The 17,721-nt window shown below is 56.1% G+C and carries 18 protein-coding genes; 10 read left to right on the forward strand and 8 right to left on the reverse strand.

Annotated elements, in window-relative coordinates:
- The first annotated feature begins 123 nt into the window (after positions 1–123).
- The 6 genes from R2940_04485 (at position 124) to R2940_04510 (ending at position 3,936) form a co-directional block, all read left to right on the forward strand.
- Positions 124–714, forward strand: a complete 591-nt coding sequence (locus tag R2940_04485) for an SIS domain-containing protein (GenBank protein ID MEZ4599028.1) — start codon at positions 124–126, stop codon at positions 712–714.
- Positions 715–778: 64 nt separating this feature from the next.
- Complete coding sequence (locus R2940_04490) at positions 779–1,411, forward strand: HAD-IA family hydrolase (protein ID MEZ4599029.1); 633 nt, start codon at positions 779–781, stop codon at positions 1,409–1,411.
- A gap of 244 nt (positions 1,412–1,655) precedes the next feature.
- Positions 1,656–2,264: a class I SAM-dependent methyltransferase gene (locus tag R2940_04495; protein MEZ4599030.1), complete on the forward strand. Its 609-nt coding sequence runs from the start codon at positions 1,656–1,658 to the stop codon at positions 2,262–2,264.
- A 45-nt stretch (positions 2,265–2,309) separates the two neighbouring features.
- Positions 2,310–2,819, forward strand: a complete 510-nt coding sequence (locus R2940_04500; protein ID MEZ4599031.1) for a TspO/MBR family protein — start codon at positions 2,310–2,312, stop codon at positions 2,817–2,819.
- An 84-nt stretch (positions 2,820–2,903) separates the two neighbouring features.
- The gene (locus R2940_04505; protein MEZ4599032.1) at positions 2,904–3,512 is read left to right on the forward strand and encodes a DUF2238 domain-containing protein; all 609 of its coding nucleotides are present in this window, start codon (positions 2,904–2,906) and stop codon (positions 3,510–3,512) included.
- Positions 3,513–3,534: 22 nt separating this feature from the next.
- The gene (locus R2940_04510) at positions 3,535–3,936 is read left to right on the forward strand and encodes a hypothetical protein (protein MEZ4599033.1); all 402 of its coding nucleotides are present in this window, start codon (positions 3,535–3,537) and stop codon (positions 3,934–3,936) included.
- 80 nt (positions 3,937–4,016) lie between these two features.
- On the opposite strand, the gene R2940_04515 is transcribed toward R2940_04510, so the two are convergent.
- From R2940_04515 to R2940_04535, 5 genes are all read right to left on the reverse strand, one after another.
- Positions 4,017–5,684: an AMP-binding protein gene (locus R2940_04515; protein MEZ4599034.1), complete on the reverse strand. Its 1,668-nt coding sequence runs from the start codon at positions 5,682–5,684 to the stop codon at positions 4,017–4,019.
- A gap of 12 nt (positions 5,685–5,696) precedes the next feature.
- The gene (locus R2940_04520; protein ID MEZ4599035.1) at positions 5,697–6,272 is read right to left on the reverse strand and encodes an XRE family transcriptional regulator; all 576 of its coding nucleotides are present in this window, start codon (positions 6,270–6,272) and stop codon (positions 5,697–5,699) included.
- 345 nt (positions 6,273–6,617) lie between these two features.
- Entirely contained in the window at positions 6,618–7,322 is a 705-nt protein-coding gene (locus tag R2940_04525) for a hypothetical protein (protein ID MEZ4599036.1), read from the reverse strand.
- Positions 7,323–7,328: 6 nt separating this feature from the next.
- Positions 7,329–7,718: a plastocyanin/azurin family copper-binding protein gene (locus R2940_04530; protein MEZ4599037.1), complete on the reverse strand. Its 390-nt coding sequence runs from the start codon at positions 7,716–7,718 to the stop codon at positions 7,329–7,331.
- Between the two features lie 80 nt (positions 7,719–7,798).
- Positions 7,799–8,071, reverse strand: coding sequence for a hypothetical protein (locus tag R2940_04535; protein ID MEZ4599038.1), 273 nt, complete (start codon positions 8,069–8,071; stop codon positions 7,799–7,801).
- Here R2940_04535 and R2940_04540 point away from each other — a divergent pair.
- Entirely contained in the window at positions 8,070–8,420 is a 351-nt protein-coding gene (locus R2940_04540; GenBank protein ID MEZ4599039.1) for a hypothetical protein, read from the forward strand. The two genes, R2940_04535 and R2940_04540, sit on opposite strands and share 2 nt — an antisense overlap.
- Before the next feature lie 149 nt (positions 8,421–8,569).
- On the opposite strand, the gene R2940_04545 is transcribed toward R2940_04540, so the two are convergent.
- Positions 8,570–11,371: an EAL domain-containing protein gene (locus tag R2940_04545; GenBank protein ID MEZ4599040.1), complete on the reverse strand. Its 2,802-nt coding sequence runs from the start codon at positions 11,369–11,371 to the stop codon at positions 8,570–8,572.
- Entirely contained in the window at positions 11,368–12,480 is a 1,113-nt protein-coding gene (locus R2940_04550; protein ID MEZ4599041.1) for an ABC transporter substrate-binding protein, read from the reverse strand. Before R2940_04550 ends, R2940_04545 begins: the two co-directional genes overlap by 4 nt.
- Positions 12,481–12,824: 344 nt before the next feature.
- Between R2940_04550 and R2940_04555 the strand changes: the two genes are divergently transcribed.
- Both R2940_04555 and R2940_04560 read left to right on the forward strand, forming a co-directional pair.
- Positions 12,825–13,163: a hypothetical protein gene (locus R2940_04555; GenBank protein ID MEZ4599042.1), complete on the forward strand. Its 339-nt coding sequence runs from the start codon at positions 12,825–12,827 to the stop codon at positions 13,161–13,163.
- Positions 13,164–13,394: 231 nt separating this feature from the next.
- Positions 13,395–15,692 carry an EAL domain-containing protein gene (locus R2940_04560; protein MEZ4599043.1) on the forward strand — a complete coding sequence of 766 codons (2,298 nt, stop codon included), beginning with the start codon at positions 13,395–13,397 and terminating at the stop codon, positions 15,690–15,692.
- Positions 15,693–15,697: 5 nt separating this feature from the next.
- Here the strand turns inward: R2940_04560 and R2940_04565 are convergent, their stop codons facing one another.
- Positions 15,698–16,939, reverse strand: coding sequence for a PQQ-dependent sugar dehydrogenase (locus R2940_04565; protein MEZ4599044.1), 1,242 nt, complete (start codon positions 16,937–16,939; stop codon positions 15,698–15,700).
- Between the two features lie 323 nt (positions 16,940–17,262).
- Between R2940_04565 and R2940_04570 the strand changes: the two genes are divergently transcribed.
- Entirely contained in the window at positions 17,263–17,652 is a 390-nt protein-coding gene (locus tag R2940_04570; GenBank protein MEZ4599045.1) for a hypothetical protein, read from the forward strand.
- The last annotated feature ends 69 nt before the right edge of the window (positions 17,653–17,721 follow it).

Genomic DNA, 17,721 nt, shown 5'->3' on the forward strand with positions numbered 1-17,721 from the left:
TAACAAAAGTGTTGACGGGAGCGACTAGCGCCTGGCGGTTCCCTTAGAAATCACTGTTGGGCGAGCCATTTCGTCGCGTCCGTTTACCCAAAAAGTTATATCTTTCCAAAAGAGGGCAAGTTTTTGAAACAGCATATCGAGTACAGCCTACGAGAGGCAGTGATGGCTCTCGACGATCTACTTGCAAATGAGAGTGCATTAGAAGCAGTCGAGTCCGCAGGCCGTTTGCTCATCGAAACATTCGAGCGCCGAGGGAGAGTTTTCTCATGTGGCAATGGTGGATCCATGTGCGATGCCATGCACTTTGCAGAAGAGCTCACTGGCCGCTATCGCAAGGATCGAGCACCTCTATCGGCCTCAGCCATAAGCGATCCAGGGCATTTGAGCTGTGTGGGCAATGATCTTGGGTATGAGCAGGTTTTCTCCCGCTATTTGGAGGCGCACGGTCGTCCGGGGGATTGCCTGGTGGCTCTGAGCACGAGCGGGTCGAGCAAGAACGTACTACAGGCAGCGGAGGTGGCGCGGTCCATAGGAGTGCAGGTCATCGGTCTTACAGGCTGTCGAGAAGCGGCGCTTGCACCGTTCTGTAAAGTTCACATTTGCACCCCGGCGGGGCAGTTTGCCGACCGTGTTCAAGAACTGCACATCAAGGTTTTACACATCCTTATCGAGATTGTGGAACGTTCTCTCTTTCCTGAAAACTACGGCGAATAACACGGCAGAGAGCAGGAGCGCCTAAAGCCGCGCGACTTTCATGCCTGACGTTGGCAGGTACGCAATGATCAAATGGGTTGTATTCGATGCAATGGGAGTTGTCTTCACAGTGGGAGACGACACCAACGATCTGCTTGTCCCATTCGTACAAGAGCGTAATCGGGATATTTCAAGAGATGTTATCAATTCAGCATACCATCGGGCGAGCCTGGGGAATATCAGTTCTTGCCAGTTTTGGGACGAGATTGGGCTCGGCGACCAATACCCCGCAGTGGAGTCCGAATACCTGGATAGCATGTTGACGCTGGACGATGCATTCATTCCTGTAGCGAAGGCCTTGTCCGCCCGTTACAGGCTGGGTCTTCTGTCCAACGACGTGAGCGAGTGGTCGAAATGGTTAAGGCTTAAATTTGCGTTGGATTTTTTTGATTGCGTGATCATAAGTGGAGATGTCCGGGTGCGGAAGCCAGATACAGCCATATACGAACTATTCCTCCAAAAATCCCAGGCGAGCGCGGATACCTGCGTGTTCATTGATGACAGACATAAGAATCTTTCAGCAGCCCAGACCGTTGGAATGAAGACGATACACTTTGCCAGAGAGGACGGGGCGGGGACGTCTGCAGCTGACGCACGTATAGAGCGGTTTGCAGAGCTGGAAACGGCCATCAATAACATCCATGTTGGAAAAAAATAACAGGTCAAATATTATAATAATTGTAGCAGTGCGCTTCTTATTGAAGCAGAGGCACGCTGCAGGCCACAGCGCCCCTGGCCTGCGGTGACCTGGGACCTGGCAGCAGCGATAGCCGCAGGATAAGAGTTTCTATAGTATAGGCCCGGGTCGGATATGGACGGCAGCTAAAACGATTTTTGCGGAAGAAATATAAGACCGGGTTCATCGGGGGCCGGATCAAGTGCATTGTTGAAGGAGAAGAATAGTGACACGAAAAACGAAAAATGACGAGGAAATCGCCGACCACGGAAAGCAGGTCGTTCAGGGGCACCACCATAGGGGGAAATCTTCGGAAAGCCTGCTGAACAAGGAGGCGATTCTTGCGGCGTTGCGGCTTGAGCCGGGGCAAACAGTGCTCGACGCCGGTTGCGGGAACGGCTATATGTCGAAGGAATTTTCCATACGGGTGGGAAGCAGCGGGAAGGTTTTTGCTCTGGACCCCGATGTCATCGGCATTGCAGCCCTTCAAAAAGAGACCTCGGGAACCAATATCTTTGCGATGGTAGGGGATATCACGGCCCCGACCGATTTTCCCCCTTTCAGCTTTGATCTGATCTATCTTTCAACGGTCGTTCATGGTTTCTCCCCGATTCAGTTCAAAGGGTTCGCCACGGAGGTCGAACGCCTGCTGGCGCCTGGCGGCAGACTGGCCATCGTCGAGATCGTAAAGAGCGATACCCCATTCGGTCCGCCACAGAGCCTCCGGTTTTCCCCGGAGGATCTGAAAAAAGCCCTGGCATTTCCCGCGCAGGAAACCGTGGAAGTCGGAGAATACTTCTATTTGCAGATTTTCGGGAATCCTGTCGAAAAGTGACCGAAAATTTTTCGCCGGTTCTCCGGTTGAGGATATGCACTGCCGATGAATAAAATTGCTGCAAAATCAGTGAAACAGCAGTGGGCGGGTCTTTTGGGCTGGATTCTCCTGGCATTTGCTGCCGCCGCCATCGGCGGTGCAGCATCGGTTGGCGCGGAGGGCTTCTACCAGCAGCTCAACCGACCATCCTGGGCGCCGCCGGGATGGCTGTTCGGCCCGGTCTGGACCCTGCTTTACCTGCTCATCGGCATTTCCGGCTGGCTTCTCTGGCGCAGGCACGGGGTCCGGCGCGCGAAGTTTGCCTTCACCCTCTATTTCCTTCAGCTCGCTGCCAATGCCTTGTGGACATGGCTCTTCTTTGCCTGGCGGCAGGGAGGGCTGGCTTTCGCGGAGATTCTGCTGCTCTGGTCCCTTATTGTTGCAACCATCTTCGCTTTCTGGCGTTTGCAAGCCAAAATCGCAGCGATTCTGCTCCTGCCCTATCTGGCCTGGGTCACCTTCGCCAGCGTTCTAGCCTTTTCGATGTGGCAACACAACCCGGGTTTGCTCGGGTGAATTTGTTTGCCGGCATGTGAGTGCTCGCAAAGGCCACCTAAACCTAACACTTCATTGCTTTTTTCTATCCCTCGGGAGGAGTCAATGGTACCTGCCGTATTACTTGGAATGTATGTGGTCATGTTTGTCCTGCTCGGAATCGCTCCTTACGACAGGGCCGTGTGGGTGACGGAAAATCTTCCGATCGTTGGTATCGTTCTGATGCTGGTTCTGACCTGGCGGCATTTCCGGTTTTCCAACGGCGCTTACCTGCTGATGGCGTTTCTGGTTTTTCTGCATACGATCGGAGGTCACTACACGTTCGAACGGGTTCCTTTCGATTGGGTGACCGAACTGTTCCATTTCCAGCGGAATCACTACGACCGGATGGCCCACTTTACCGTCGGATTTTATGCCTTCCCTTGCGCAGAGTTTCTGTTGCGACGCAGGCTGGTTTCCTCGAGGCTGGTTTTGCTCCTGTTCCCGATCTTTTTCATCATGTCGGTTGCGGCCGGTTATGAGTTGTTCGAGTGGCAGTATGCGGTGCTTGCCGATAGTGAAGCAGGGATAGCGGTGCTCGGTTCCCAGGGAGATATCTGGGATGCTCAAAAGGATATGTTGGCCGATACCCTTGGAGCAATTTTCGCAACCGGGTTTTTTGCTATGATTCACTGGCGGGAACTTCCGGTGGGCATCGAGGCGAAGCCGGCCTGATGCCGAACCTTTGATACTCCCAATGCAAACAGTCATTGTACTTAAAGCGGTGGCGGTCTGGGCCGGGATTCTGGTATTGGCCGTTCTGAACGGCCTTCTGCGGGAGGCGCTTCTCCTCCGGATTTTCGGCCCGCCAGCCGCCCTGATCGTGAGCGGTGGGCTTTTGTCGGCTCTTATCCTCCTTGCTGCCTTTCTTGCACTGCCGTGGCTCGGTACGCGCCGTCGATCCGAACTCCTGGCCGTTGGCATCGGCTGGCTCCTGATGACTCTCGTTTTCGAATTTGCCTTCGGTCTCTGGCAAGGCAAATCCCTGCAGACCCTGCTGACGGCCTACACCTTCAAGGATGGCAACCTCTGGCCCGCCGTTCTTCTGGTCACGGCTCTGTCGCCCTGTCTTGCCGCCAAGCTTCGAGGGTGGGCGTAGCAATAAACAACCCCGCAGCCTGTGGGCTCCGGGGTTGTTTTTCAATGGTCATTGCTCACATCGCAACGGAAACCGAACGATCAGCCTTCCGCAGCGTCCGCAAAAACCCTCTTTTGAATGCCGAGTTTTTCGCAGGCGATTTCCCGCAAGCGGTACTTCTGGATCTTGCCGCTGGCGGTCATCGGATAGCTGTCGACGAAGAAGACGTGCTTCGGCTTTTTGTAGGGCGCGATGCGGCTGCGGGTGAAGTCGATGACGTCTTCTTCGGTGATGTCGGTGCCCTGCTTGCGAATGATGAAGGCTCCGACCACCTCACCGTATTTTTCATCGGGAATTCCCACCACCTGAACGTCGAGTACGCCGTCCATGGTGTAGAGAAACTCCTCGATTTCCCGCGGGTAGATATTTTCGCCGCCTCGTATGATCATGTCCTTGATGCGGCCGGTGATCCGGTAGTAGCCGTCGCTGTCGACCACGGCCTGGTCGCCGGAATGCAGCCAGCCGTCGGCGTCGATCGCTTCGGCGGTCTGCTCCGGCATGTTGTAGTAGCCCTTCATGACGTTGTAGCCGCGGCAGCACAACTCACCCCTTTCGCCGATACCGACCTCGCCGCCGGTTTCCGGATCGATGATTTTGACCTCGATCTCCGGCAGAACGGCGCCGACGGAGCCTGTGCGCTGGGCCACCGAATCGTCGGTGCGGGTCTGAGTGATGACCGGTGAGGCCTCCGTCAGGCCGTAGGCAATGGTGATTTCGGAGCAGTGCATCTTTTCCATCACCTGACGCATGGTTTCTTCCGGGCAGGGCGATCCGGCCATGATGCCGGTGCGCAGGGAGCTGAGATCGAACATGTCGAACATGGGATGAGCCAGTTCGGCGATAAACATGGTCGGCACCCCATAGACCGCAGTGCACCGTTCCTTCTGGATGGCGGCCAGCACCAGCAGGGGATCGAACAACTCGAGCGGGACCAGGGTGGTGCCGTGGGTCAGGGCGGCCATGATGCCGAGAACACAGCCGAAGCAGTGGAACATGGGCACCGGCAGGCAGAGCCGGTCCTTTTCGGTGAACTTCTGCCGATCCCCGATAAAGTAGCCGTTGTTGAGGATGTTGTAGTGGCTGAGCATGACCCCTTTGGGAAAGCCGGTCGTCCCCGAGGTGTACTGCATGTTGATGACATCGTGAGCATCCAGAGAGTTCTTGATCCGGTCCAGCTCGGTGTCGTCGTAGTGGTCGCCAAGCATCATCAGTTCGCGGCTGTTGTACATGCCGCGATGTTTTTCCTGGCCGATGAAGATGACGTTGCGCAACCGGGGAAACCTGGCGCTCTTCAGCTGTCCGCGCTGGCAGCTTTCCAACTCCGGAATCAGCTGTTTGACCGTCAGCAGATAATCGTGGTCACGGAAACTGCCAATCAGGGCCAGGGCTTTGAGATCGGACTGCCTGACCAGGTACTCCAGTTCGAAACTGCGATAGTGCGTGTTGATGGTGACAAGCACGGCGCCGATTTTGGCGGTGGCGAACATGAAGGTGGTCCAGTCCGGCACGTTGGTGGCCCAGATGCCGACATGGTCACCCCTGCCGATGCCTATGGCGAGCAGCCCTTTGGCCAGCTGGTTGACCCGTTCATTGAACTGGCGGAAAGTGAAGCGTAGATTGCGGTCCGGGTAAACGATGAATTCATGATCCGGCAGGCGTTCGACCTGGTCCTCGAAGAAGGCGCCGATGGTTTTATTCGTATAGGGCATGAGCGACGCCTCCTAACCGGGCACGTAGACGACGGCCAGAATTTTGGCGACGCCGCCGACAGCATGGACATCGTGAGGGACCACCGAATCGTAGTAGATGCTCTGGCCTGCTTGCAGGGTGTAGGAGGTTTTGCCGTAGTTGATCCGGATCGAGCCCGCAACGACATAGATAAACTCTTCCCCTTCGTGCCCTGACAGGGGTGGAGACTGGCCGGTAAGGGGCTTGACATCGATCAGGAAGGGCTCCATGTGACGGCCTTTTTTGCCCGCGGCCATGGAGTAGAAATCGAGATTGCTGCCGATCGCTGCGGGATCCTTGCCGGAAAAGCGGATCACATTGGTCGCCTGCTCGGGGCTGAAGATCGCCGGTTCGTCCATCGGTTCGTCATCGAGCAGGGTTCCGAGCCGCACGCCCAGAGCGCGGGAAATTTCCATCAGCGGGGTGAGAGAGGGAATCAATGCGCCTTCCTCAATTCGCCTGATTTGGTCAGGGTGGCAGCAGCTCTTTTCAGCCAGTTCCTCAATGTTCATTTCTCTGGCTTCGCGAAGTTGACGCAGTTTGGCTCCAAGGTTGGTTTCGGCAGGCATTGTTGCTCCTTTTTTTAATGGCATTCCATGCGGAATCCAGCCGTTTCAAATTGAGTCGCTGTTGAAGCGGGTTTCGGCTGATGTTTGTATCACTGACCTCAGAATCTGTAGGAGTTGCTACGGTCTGATAAATTGCATTATTCGTTGAAAATGGTCAAGACCCAAGACTGGTTTCGGTAACAAAGTTCGCCATTTTTCCTGGGTGCACCCCGATTAAATAAAACGATTCAAAAATAGACCGTCAAAGAGCCTTATTTATAGAAAATTATAAAGATAAAAAAGTTTCAAGATTGGATCGTGAAACGATGAGGGATAACTTGGGAGTCGGAACAGAGATGGGAAGTTTCAGTTGGTCTGAAAATGATGCTTCGAGAAAACTGGAGTTGTATCCAAATTGTGAAATTGCACAATCCTTAACAACTCACCTTCCGGAGTTTTCTCCTCGACAGTAACCGGCAGCCAGAGGGCGGGATCGATGACATAGCGGTAACGGGTAACGATCCCGGATCTGAAATGGTCCTGGGCCAGGACTTCCCATACGACCCGATCCTTGGTTTCCAGAACATGCAACTCCCCCTTTTTCCCGGCGCCGATACTGCGGCCGATGTTGGCGATCAGAAGGCCCAGGTCCGTTTGGTCAAAACGCTGCCCCATCCCGGCCACGATCCGCTTGTTATCCGGCGTCAATCGGAAAGTCAGGAAGTCCTTCCATCCGCCGAATCGGATAAACACGCGTCCCCCCTGGTCGGGGTAGATCATCTGCATGCCGGGATTGGGCATTTTCATGTCGATCCGAATCCGCCCGGGTTTTTGAAATGAATAGCGAAAACGGTGAACATCAACCCGGCGGCCGTTTCGGTAAGTAGCACTTTCTACATCGGCGTGGTAGGCCTCCAGCCTGTCAAAAGCGGCCGTCATGCGGGAAAGGATGGCGGCCGCTTCCATGGATTTCACCGGGCCTCCAGTCTCGGCAAAGGCCAAGGCGGGAGCTGACAGGATCAGCAACGGGAAGGCCCAGATGGTGAGTTTGCGCGCAATCGGCAGCCGCATGTAGCTTTACCTTTGATAGGTTTCGATACGTCCGGTCATGCCCAGTGACGGGTGAAACGGTTTGTCGCAGTAGAATTCCCAGGTACCCGCCTCAACCAGCTGCAGGGGTATTTCAACCGTTTCCTTCGCTGGCAAATCTATTGTCAGAACCTTTTGTCCAACAGGGTTGTTGACCGTCACATTGTGCTCCATGGCAGTCGTGTTGGTCATCCGCAGCATCACAAAATCCCCTTTGCCGGCTTTTATGATTGCAGGATTAAAGGAAAAGTTGTCGGCCTGAACGGCGACTACAACTTTTCCGGTTTCGGCGGGAACGACATGAACGGTTTTCTTGTCAGCGCAACCCCAAATTGCCGGGATCAAAATCAAAGCCGGCAGGAGAAAGAATCTTTTCATAGAAACCTCCATTTTAATCAGACCTTATACAACTATATCCCAAATTTCATGAACATATAGCCGGCCCCCTGAAAATCTTCTCAGAGGCTGTAAAGCTTACCGATGAAATCGCCATGAATCGCCCCCGAACCCCGGCCCCTGGCCGCGACGCTCATGCAGAATACGTCCTCGTGAATCGTGTCGTCGAAAATCGTGTCGAAAGTCATATCGACCCCGAGAATAGTCCTCGCGATCAAAGTCGTGCCGGCGACGAAAGTCCTTATGACGATCAAGGTCTTTGCGGAAGTCGTCATGTCGTCGTAAATCACGGTCACTTCTGAAGTTGTTGAAGCGGTGGAGATTACGGTTCCCATGAAAGTCGCCCCGCCGCCGAAAGTCATCATACCGACGATAATCCCGATGATCCCGGAAGCCTTTATGTGGGTGTCCGTACCAGGGGTGGCGATCATGGAAATAGGGCCCGATGATAACCCTCTTGTGCACAGTCAACGGGTGACGATGACCAAAGCTTCTGCCATCCACATAGCGGATACCGTAATGATGGTGTCCGTCTGCATATTGGAAAGTATCGTTTATGGCCTGCTGTTCGCTGGGGACGAGATACGTCGTTTCCTGTCCGAGACCGCCAGCCGGCAAAGCCATTACCGCCGCGGCGACAGCCGTCAGAATGCTGGTTGTTCTCATGATTGCTCTCCGTCGTAAACAGCCCCTCTCCAGGGACGCCAGGCCTGTCTGGGAACCCCGGTTATGAAAAGGGCTTTTTTTTATTATAGACGGATTAGCGGGTGGAAGGTGTACTTGAAGGAAGCGGGAGGGACTTGTCAATCAAAGGCGCACCCATTGAATCCTGTTCAGATGGTGGAGCGATTGGTTGAAAAGAAAGGTCTCTGTCTCAGAGGATCACAGGGGTTTGCCAGGCAGTGCAGCGTCTGCAAAATCTTCTCCGCCGGCTCCGGCCGGCCGAAGAGGTAGCCCTGACCCTCGTCGCAACCGTGGCTCAGCAGCATGTGGTACTGCTCTTCGGTTTCCACCCCTTCGGCCACCACCTTCAGATTCAGGGTGTGGGCCATGGTCGTGATGGCTTTGGCGATGGCCGCCATGTCGGGGTCGCTGGTCATTTGACTGACGAAGCTGCGGTCTATTTTAAGGAAATCTACCGGGAAACGCTTGAGATGGCTGAGGCACGAAAAGCCTGTGCCGAAATCGTCGACGGAGAGGATGATGCCCCTCTCCCTGAATGCCCGGAAGGTGGACAGGTTGCGTTCGCTGTGTTCCAGCAACATGCTCTCGGTGAGCTCCAGTTCAAGCTGCCGGGGATCTATTCCGCTTTCAGCCAGGGCCCGGTCAACCGTTTCAACAAGATTGCTTTCCATAAGCTGACGGGCAGAGAGGTTGATCGCCAGGCGCAGTGCCGGTTCCCCCGCTTCCTTCCAGAGCTTTAATTGCCGACAGGCCGTTCGCAATACCCATTCGCCGATGGGCACGATCAGCCCTGACTCCTCGGCCAGCGGGATGAATCGGTCGGGCGATACCAATCCCCATTCGGCATGGTGCCAGCGCAGCAACGCCTCGATGCCGCTGGGACTGCCGCTGGTCAAGTCGACTTTCGGCTGGAAGTAGAGCTCCAGCTCCTCCCGGTCGATGGCCCCACGCAACTGCCCTTCAAGGAGAATCCTGTCCCTTACCTGTCGATCGATTTCACTGGAAAAGAAGCGGCTGGTGTTGCGCCCCTGGTCCTTGGCGTGATACATCGCGGCGTCGGCGTTACGCAGCAGCTGGTTTCCATTGGTCCCGTCGTCGGGAGATAATGCAATGCCGACGCTGGCGGTGATAAAAAGGTTTTGCCCCTCCAGTACGATCGGTTCCTGCAGGGATGCGAGCAGTTTCGCGGCAATGCCGGAGGCGTCTTCGCTGCTGCCGACCAGGGCCAGCAGAACGAACTCGTCGCCGCCAAGACGGGCCAAGGTGTCCTCCCGGCGCGAGACGCGGAGAAATCTTTCCGTCACTTCCGTCAGAAGTTGATCGCCGATGGTGTGGCCGAGGGAGTCGTTGATGGTCTTGAAGCGGTCGAGGTCGATGAAAAAGACCGCGACCCGCTTCTGCAGTCTCAGACTCCTGGCCAGCGTCTGGTTCAGGCGATCGTGAAGCAGGCGACGGTTGGGCAGGTCGGTTAATGAATCGTAGTAGGCCAGCTTCTGAATTTCCTGTTCAGCAGCTTTACGTTCCGAAATATCCCGGGCGAGGGCAAGGATTGCTCTGCCGTCGTCCAGCTCCACCAGCCTGGCGTTTATCTCGACCGGGACCATATGGCCGTTGCGGGTCAAGTGGACGCTTTCAAAAAGCAGGTGACGGTTTATGAGAAGACTTTGCCGCTGTTTGGCCAGATCCCAGCGTACTTCGGGAGCGAACAGTGCCGTGAAGTTCATTTTTAACAGCTCCTCCCGATCGTAGCCCAGGCGATGGCAGGCGATATCGTTGACCTCGCTCAGAGTGCCGAAACTGTCGTCTGCCTCAAGCCGGCACACGCATACCGCATCGTTGCAGTTGTTGAACAGGATGCGATAGCGCTGATGGCTTTGAGCCAGGGACTGTTCGCGTTCCTGAAGTGCGACAGCCATTGCCTTGAAGGCGTCCGTTAGTTCGGCCAGTTCGGTGTAGCTGCCGCCGGCCAACTCGATGTCATACCGGCCGCGGCTAAGGTCACGGGTGCCAGCGGCCATGGCCGCAAGGGGGCGCAGCAGACGTCCGGCCAGGAGCAGGGCAATGACGGTGGCAAAGATGATGGCCAGGAAGGTGAAGGCCAGGGTTAGGCTGCTTACCCGCGAAACCGGCTGCAAGGCCGTTTCGAACGGCAGGCTGACCATGACCATCCAGCCCGTTTGCGGCAGGATAACCAATCCGTGCAGGTTTTCTCCTGATTCCTGGCAATAGACGGCCCCCTCCTTGCCCTCAATGCCGTCCCGAACGATCATGTGGTTGCGTAGATTCAGACGTTGACGGGCCAACTGCTGATCGCTGTGGGCGATGACCGTACCCGCCTGGTCGAGCACCACGATTTCCATTAACGGATTGCCGTTCTGATAGGTGGCGATCAGCTTCGTCAGCTGCGCCAGGCGAATATTTCCTATCAGGTAGCCTTCTCGAAGCGGAATACCGAAGCCTACCGTCGGCTCGGTATTAATGGGCGAGGTGAAAGTGTGCGACCACAGGGGACGCTGCATCTGCCGGAGCCGAACGAAAAAAGGATGCCCGGAAAGATCCAGGTCGAGCAGTTCGTCCCGGGCAATATGGGCATTATCAGCCAAACCCATATGCGTGATCCGGCCGTCGGGGGAAAGCACCAGGATCGACTCGAACACCTGGCGGTTGCCGACGGTTATTCCCAGATAGTGGTCGATTTCCTCTTCAGCCAGCAGGTTGTGATCGTCAATCAAGCGGCCTACGAGTTGCAGGGTGGCCTGAGGGGCCTGCAGGAACCTGGTGATCTCCTCCCGCAGGGCCCGGGCCTGAGACAGGGTGTCGGCGGTGATCCGTTGAGTAAGAGAGGCGGTCAACTGGCGGTTGAAATAGAGGCCGAGAAGCAGCACCGGGAAGGCTGCCGCCAAAATAAACAGGAGGGTCAGCGAGCGGCGTAAACTGCGCGGTTTTTTCATGGCGAATACAAGGCGCGGAAATGTCCGTCGCGAAAGATGGCTGGAAAAAGATTCCTTTGCACGTCGCCCTGGGCATCGAGCTTTAGAGTGCCCTGCAGAACGTGGAACGTTTTCCGGCTTTTCAGGAAATGCAGCATCTTTTGAGGACTTTCCCCAACCTGCAGACTCTGCAGGAGAATATTGGCGGCATCGAACCCGTTCACCGCAGCAAAGCCCGGGTCGTAGCCGAAGCGCCGGCGAAATGCTTCGCAAAAGGCGAGGAATCGCTCCGAACGGTCGTTCCGATTGAGAGTTCCCAGACAGACAATTCCATCGACGGCACGGCCGCCAAAAGCGGCCAGGTCGGCAGTGGAAGACCATTCGCTGATCAGTACCGTCAACTTTACCCCGGATTTGGCCAGGCTCTGGCAAAACAATCCGGTGTCCACAGCGTTGGCAAGCAGAAAAAGACCTTCTGCCCCGCTGGCGCCGACCTGCTGCACCAGGGGGGCAAAAGTTGTGTGTCCCGATTCGAAGGCCAAGGTGGCAACCATCTGCCCGCCAAGGCGGGAAAACGCCTCGCTGAAGCTGGTCAGCCAGGTGGCGGTAAAGGCCCGGTTGCCTTCGTCCCAGACAACGGCGATGCGGCGCAGCTGAAGTTTATTGTAGGCAAGTTCGGCCAGTTGGCGGGCAGCCTCCCGGCCGCTGGGATAGAGGCGGAAGAAGGTATCGTCCAGCCCTGAAAGCTGGTCGGTGCTTACGGTCGGACTAAGCAGGGCAATGCCTGCCTCTTTGCTGATGGGGAGGGCGGTAACGGCCATTTGGCTGGTCATGGGACCGATGACCGCCACGCAGCGGGCGTCGAGAAGCGACTGCAGCGCTTTGCGAGCTGTGTCGGGATCCTGCCGATCGTCGGCTGTTTCCAGGATCACCGGTCGGCCATTCAGCCCGCCTGCCAGGTTAAACTGTTCGATCGCGAGCATCGCGCCGTCGCGGCCGGCTATGCCAAGGTCGGCGGAGCGGCCGGTGAGGCCGCCGATAAACCCGAGTTTGAGAGGCTCCTCACGGCGACAGCCGATAGAGAAAAAAGTGATGGCGATCAGCAGAAAAAGACCTGGCAACCATCGCATAAAGTGGGAGGTACCGTGAGGGAAAGGAAAAAAATTCATCAGCAAGTTCATTGTCGAATGGCGGTCGCGAAGGAGGGTAAGGAAAGAGCGGCCGACATAGGATAACGATATGTTACTATAGGCAAGCGCCTGTAAAGTTAAACAGAGCCGTATGGATTTTGCAATATAAAACTTGATCCTCCCAGGAATCTGGGAGGCCTTTGAAATTATAAACAATTTGGTCAGGTATGCCCATTGATCCTTTTCGTTGATACCGGTTTTTCCCAAAAGGCATCCATCATGACCGGCTGCAGGAACAGCGGCCGGTTGGGTGCTGAAATCGCAGATCATTCCAAGGAGCTTCTATGACAGTCCAAATCGTTCCGATCATCAAGGCAGTCGCTCCGTATCTCGCCCAGATAGCAAGCGCCGCCATACCCGCCTTTACATCGAAGCCCGAAACCGCCAGGACGGACCCTGTTCTGAGCAGGCAGATCGAAGAACTTCAGGCTGCTGCCACAGAGAATGCCAAATCCATTCACCTGCTGGCCGAAAAGATGCAGCAGACCATACAGGGACTTGAAAGCGCAGCACAGGAGGCAAGAAATCAGGTCGCCACTTACAAAGCTCTGCTGTTTCTCACCCTGGGGATATCTGCGGGATCCTTACTGACCTGCATCTATCTGCTTTTCAGGTATTCCTGATCGGACGGCAAGTTCCTGGGGCATCGTGGCGATAAAAAATGAAATTTTTAACGAAAAGAAGATAGTTGGCACATTTCCTGAATCCTTTTTTCGCTATTACCTCGCGCCTGTTAAATCGAGCCGGTTTTGTTCGGTTTATGCATTGTTAAGGTCGGGAATTTGACTATCTGCCCAGCGCTTTGACCAAAAGGGTTCTTCCGGTTCGCTCCATCCCGCTTCAGATGAGGAAACATGACGCAAACCGCCTTTGAAGGGTTGATTCATAGTGCCGCCCTGCTTATCGCCGCTGCTTTCGTCTTCGATCTGATCACGATTCGTTATCAGAACCGGAAAAATATTCCTCAGAGACTGCTCATCGGTTTTCTGCTTGGCATGCTTGGAATCATCCTGATGCTTTCATCCTGGAATTATGTTCCGGGCATCATTTTCGATACCCGCTCGGTGGTCATAAGTATAGCCGGTCTCTATTTCGGCCTGATCCCAACTGCGGTTGCCATGACCATGACCTGCCTTCTGCGCTTGTTCCAGGGCGGTGCGGCGATGGTAACCGGCATTTCAGTGATTCTTGCTTCCGGGTTCCTGGGGATTGCCTGGCGGCACCTTCGGGGGAGCAACAGGAAATTTTATTCCGGACTTGAGCTGTACGGCTTCGGTCTTCTTGTTCACGGGGTCATGCTGGGGCTGATGTTCACTCTGCCGCTGGCAACAGCCACTCAGGTGTTGAGGGTCATCGGTTTGCCGGTGCTCGTCATCTATCCCCTGGCGACGACAGTTCTGGGCCTCCTGATCAATATTCGCCGGCGCCGGGAGCAGATTTCCCGTGAACTGGCGGAAAGCGAAGAGCGGCTTCGACTGGCGCTTGAGGCCTCCAGTCAGGGAATTTACGATTTCAATATCAGGACCGGCATGGTCACCGTCAGCGACGAATATGCCCGAATGCTGGGGTACGATCCTGCCGAATATCGCATTACTTTTACCGACTGGGTGACCCAACTGCATCCCGATGACCGCGACCATGCCCTTACGGTCTATCAGGAATATATTTCCGGACACCGGGCCGTTTATGCCCATGAGTTCCGGATGAAAACCAGGAGCGGACAATGGAAATGGATCCATTCGGCGGGCAAGGTGCTGGAACGGGACAAGCTGGGCCAGCCCCTGCGCATGCTGGGGATTCATAAGGATATCAGTGAAGAGAAGGAGAGCGCTGCCCGGTATGAATACCTGGCGACACACGATGTGCTGACCGGTCTTGCCAACAGGGTTCTGCTCCGGGACCGGATCGAGCAGTCGATCCATTATGCCCATCGGACCCGGCGACTGGTCGCGGTGCTGCTGATCGACCTGGATCGATTCAAGTTCGTCAACGAAAGCCTCGGCCATGACTCGGGGGATGAACTGTTGAAGGTAGTGGCCGGGCGGTTACGCGAATCGGTGCGCGAGGCGGATACGGTGGCCCGTTTCGGCGGCGATGAATTCGTGATTCTTCTGGCCGAGGTGGCCGATGAGATTGATGTGGAGCCTGTTGCAGAAAAGATTCTCCACCGATTGTGCCAACCCTGCCGCATCAACGGCCGGGAAATCACCATCACCGGCAGCCTAGGCATCAGCATCTATCCGAGTGACGGCGCCAACAGCGAAAACCTCATCCGCTATGCCGACATCGCCATGTACCGGGCCAAGGAGGAAGGCAACTGCTGCCGTTTCTATTCGCCGGCCATGGGGTTGCGCAGTCGTGAAACCCTGGAGCTCGATGCCGATCTTCGCCGGGCCCTGGAGCGTCAGGAACTGCTGCTTCACTATCAACCGAAAGTTGAATTGGCCACGGGTCGCATCATCGGCGCCGAAGCGCTGCTGCGCTGGCAACATCCGCAAAGGGGCATGATTCCCCCCGGCCGATTCATCCCCCTGGCTGAAGAAACCGGACTGATTCTGCCTATCGGCGAATGGGTTCTGACGGAGGCCTGCCGACAGATATCAGCCTGGAAGGGGGAGAATTTTGCCCAACTGCCCGTTGCGGTCAACCTCTCGGCGCGACAGTTCCGCAAGATCGATCTGGCCGATTCGGTTCGGCGTATTTTAGAAAAAACCGGTGTCGACCGGGGACTTCTGGAACTGGAATTGACGGAGAGCATGATCATGCATGATCCGCTGGCCGCCGTCACCACCATGCAGGAGCTAAAAGCACTTGGTGTCCGACTGGCCCTCGATGATTTCGGCACCGGCTATTCATCCCTGAACTACCTGCGGCGGTTTCCCGTCGATTGTCTGAAGATCGACGGATCCTTCATTCACGATGTGCCCGACGATCCGAGTGCCGCCGCCGTCGCCGCCAGTATCGTCGCGATCGCCCGAAGTCTCGGTCTGAATTCCGTTGCCGAAAAGGTGGAGACCAGGGAGCAGCTTGACTTCCTGATTGCCTGCGGCTGCGAGGGGTACCAGGGGTTCCTGTTCAGCCCTGCGGTGCCAGCCGACGAGTTGACCGCCATGCTTCGCAACGGTCACAAAGTTCAGGCACCCTTGGTATAGACATTTCACTCGACGGACAACCGCCAGATTTCCCCCCCATCTATCGAAACGTAGAGTGCGCCATCCGGACCCTGAACCATGGACCGTATCCGTTCATCGGGGAGGTCGAGAGCTGTCGTGGTTCCTGTAATCATGTTGTTCTGATTCAACTCGAGAAGTTCGATACGACGGCCGCGAAGGAAACCGACGGCCAACTGTCCTTCCCATGCACCCCAATTTTCCCCGGTCAGGAAGACGCAGGGGCACATGCCTTCCGAGTCTCCTCCATTTGCCCAGGAAGGACGCATCGCATTCGGAAATTTTTCCAGATCGGTCATCGACGTGGGAAGACCCTCCGGGTTGTTGGAGGTATACCCGCAGTAGTTGTCCGGACAGGAAACGCCTGATTCCGGGGCCGGATCCCAGCCGCCATTGCCCCCGGCTCGCAGGGGGGTCACCTCGTCATTGTGGCCGGGACCGTGCTCACAGGAAAAAGGCTGACCGGTTATCGGTCGAAAAGCAATCCCCTGCACATTGCGATGACCATATGTGAAGATCCGCGGATCCCTGTCTGGCGACAAGCCGTTGTCGGGTGCAGGTTTTCCGTTGCGATCGATCCGCAGAACCTTTCCTCCCAGGCGGTTCGGATCTTGCGGCAGAGTCCCGTTATGGTTGTCGCCGGTACCAACATACAGAAAACCATCCAGGGGGCTGAACCGGATACGCCCACCGCTATGGGCGCCCGGGCCGCCCCAGCGGTTACCCCTGTTTTTAAAGGGAATCCCGGTAACGATATCGGTGCGATTTCCGACGGCCTTGGAACCTTCATCAAGGGTCAGGCGGACGACGTGATTGGTGGCCGGTTCACTGCGCTTGGACGGCATGAAAACATAGATGAACCGGTTCCGTTCGAACTCCGGATCGACGGCTATACCGTTCATGCCGCTCTGTCCCTGGCAGAAAAAGTCGTCAGCCACCACCCCGTAGCCGGATGCGCCGAACAGGCGGCGGACGGATCCGTCCGTCAGCCGAACGGAGAGTCCCCTGCATTTCTCCGTGAAAAGCATGGCACCATCGGGAGTAAAGGCGAGGTCCCAGGGGGTCTCCAACCCCGACAGCACCACGGTCCGTTTCAATTCCGGTCCGCCTGCAGCTCCAGCGGGGCTGCCTGTCGAGGCGTCACTGTGATTGCGCTTGCACCCTGCGGCTGTTATCAGTAATCCCGCGGAGAAGAGAATCATCAGGCCCATGGCATTTGCACTTTTCATGATGAATGCTCCTGGTCAAAAGTTGCTGCAATGGAAGAGATGCAGGTTCCGCCCCTGCCACCTTTCATACTACCTGCAAAATGACTTTTTTCACCTGCCTGTCCCCGTGCTTCTACCAACATCCAGCCGTGACTGACAAGATCGTGTATCCTGTGCGGCAGAGCTACGACCGATGGATGGAGGGATGAGCCAGTGGGGTGCGGGGTTTCGGAGGCGAAGAATTTGGACGGGTGGGAGATTTGATGCCTGCCTGATATTCGGTTACAGTTCAACGGTAAAGCCCTGTCGAAACGGACCTGAAAGACGGACGGAAGGATTATCCCATGAAGAAACGGATCATCTTTTTTCTGTTGGCCGTTGTCCTGTCGGCCTGCTCCGGCAAGAGTCACCGGCCTATGGTGGATTTTGCAGCCTCCCCGGGAAAAACCACGACGACCTATGAACAGGATCTGGCGGATTGCCAGCAATATGCCGAAAGCGTCAGCAGCGGTCGCAGCACGGCCCAAGGCGCCGCTGGGGGGGCTGCTCTGAGCGGCATCATTAGCGGCGTGTTCGGGGCCATTATCGGCAGCGATGTCGGCACCAGCGCGGCTGCAGGGGCCGCCGCCGGTGCGATCGGCGGTGGCGCCGGCGGGGCGGCTTCGGCGGCCAACACCCAGCAGGAGATCATCAACAACTGCATGCGGGGCAGGGGATACAGCGTGTTGCACTAAGAGAACATGCGGAATGGTAATGAGTTGCCGGGGGCGATCGATCGCCCCTGTTTTTTTGGGCAAAACGGC

This window comes from Syntrophotaleaceae bacterium (assembly GCA_041390365.1).
In the GTDB taxonomy this organism is placed as follows: Bacteria; Desulfobacterota; Desulfuromonadia; order Desulfuromonadales; family Syntrophotaleaceae; genus JAWKQB01.

Excerpts from the sequence above, each read along its gene's own strand:
- R2940_04490 (MEZ4599029.1), top strand. The coding sequence starts at position 779 with ATGATCAAATGGGTTGTATTCGATGCAATGGGAGTTGTCTTCACAGTG.
- R2940_04500 (MEZ4599031.1), top strand. The coding sequence starts at position 2,310 with ATGAATAAAATTGCTGCAAAATCAGTGAAACAGCAGTGGGCGGGTCTT.
- R2940_04505 (MEZ4599032.1), top strand. The coding sequence starts at position 2,904 with ATGGTACCTGCCGTATTACTTGGAATGTATGTGGTCATGTTTGTCCTG.
- R2940_04510 (MEZ4599033.1), top strand. The coding sequence starts at position 3,535 with ATGCAAACAGTCATTGTACTTAAAGCGGTGGCGGTCTGGGCCGGGATT.
- R2940_04515 (MEZ4599034.1), bottom strand. The coding sequence starts at position 5,684 with ATGCCCTATACGAATAAAACCATCGGCGCCTTCTTCGAGGACCAGGTC.
- R2940_04520 (MEZ4599035.1), bottom strand. The coding sequence starts at position 6,272 with ATGCCTGCCGAAACCAACCTTGGAGCCAAACTGCGTCAACTTCGCGAA.
- R2940_04525 (MEZ4599036.1), bottom strand. The coding sequence starts at position 7,322 with ATGCGGCTGCCGATTGCGCGCAAACTCACCATCTGGGCCTTCCCGTTG.
- R2940_04530 (MEZ4599037.1), bottom strand. The coding sequence starts at position 7,718 with ATGAAAAGATTCTTTCTCCTGCCGGCTTTGATTTTGATCCCGGCAATT.
- R2940_04540 (MEZ4599039.1), top strand. The coding sequence starts at position 8,070 with ATGAAAGTCGCCCCGCCGCCGAAAGTCATCATACCGACGATAATCCCG.
- R2940_04535 (MEZ4599038.1), bottom strand. The coding sequence starts at position 8,071 with ATGGGAACCGTAATCTCCACCGCTTCAACAACTTCAGAAGTGACCGTG.
- R2940_04545 (MEZ4599040.1), bottom strand. The coding sequence starts at position 11,371 with ATGAAAAAACCGCGCAGTTTACGCCGCTCGCTGACCCTCCTGTTTATT.
- R2940_04550 (MEZ4599041.1), bottom strand. The coding sequence starts at position 12,480 with ATGCGATGGTTGCCAGGTCTTTTTCTGCTGATCGCCATCACTTTTTTC.
- R2940_04555 (MEZ4599042.1), top strand. The coding sequence starts at position 12,825 with ATGACAGTCCAAATCGTTCCGATCATCAAGGCAGTCGCTCCGTATCTC.
- R2940_04560 (MEZ4599043.1), top strand. The coding sequence starts at position 13,395 with ATGACGCAAACCGCCTTTGAAGGGTTGATTCATAGTGCCGCCCTGCTT.
- R2940_04565 (MEZ4599044.1), bottom strand. The coding sequence starts at position 16,939 with ATGAAAAGTGCAAATGCCATGGGCCTGATGATTCTCTTCTCCGCGGGA.
- R2940_04570 (MEZ4599045.1), top strand. The coding sequence starts at position 17,263 with ATGAAGAAACGGATCATCTTTTTTCTGTTGGCCGTTGTCCTGTCGGCC.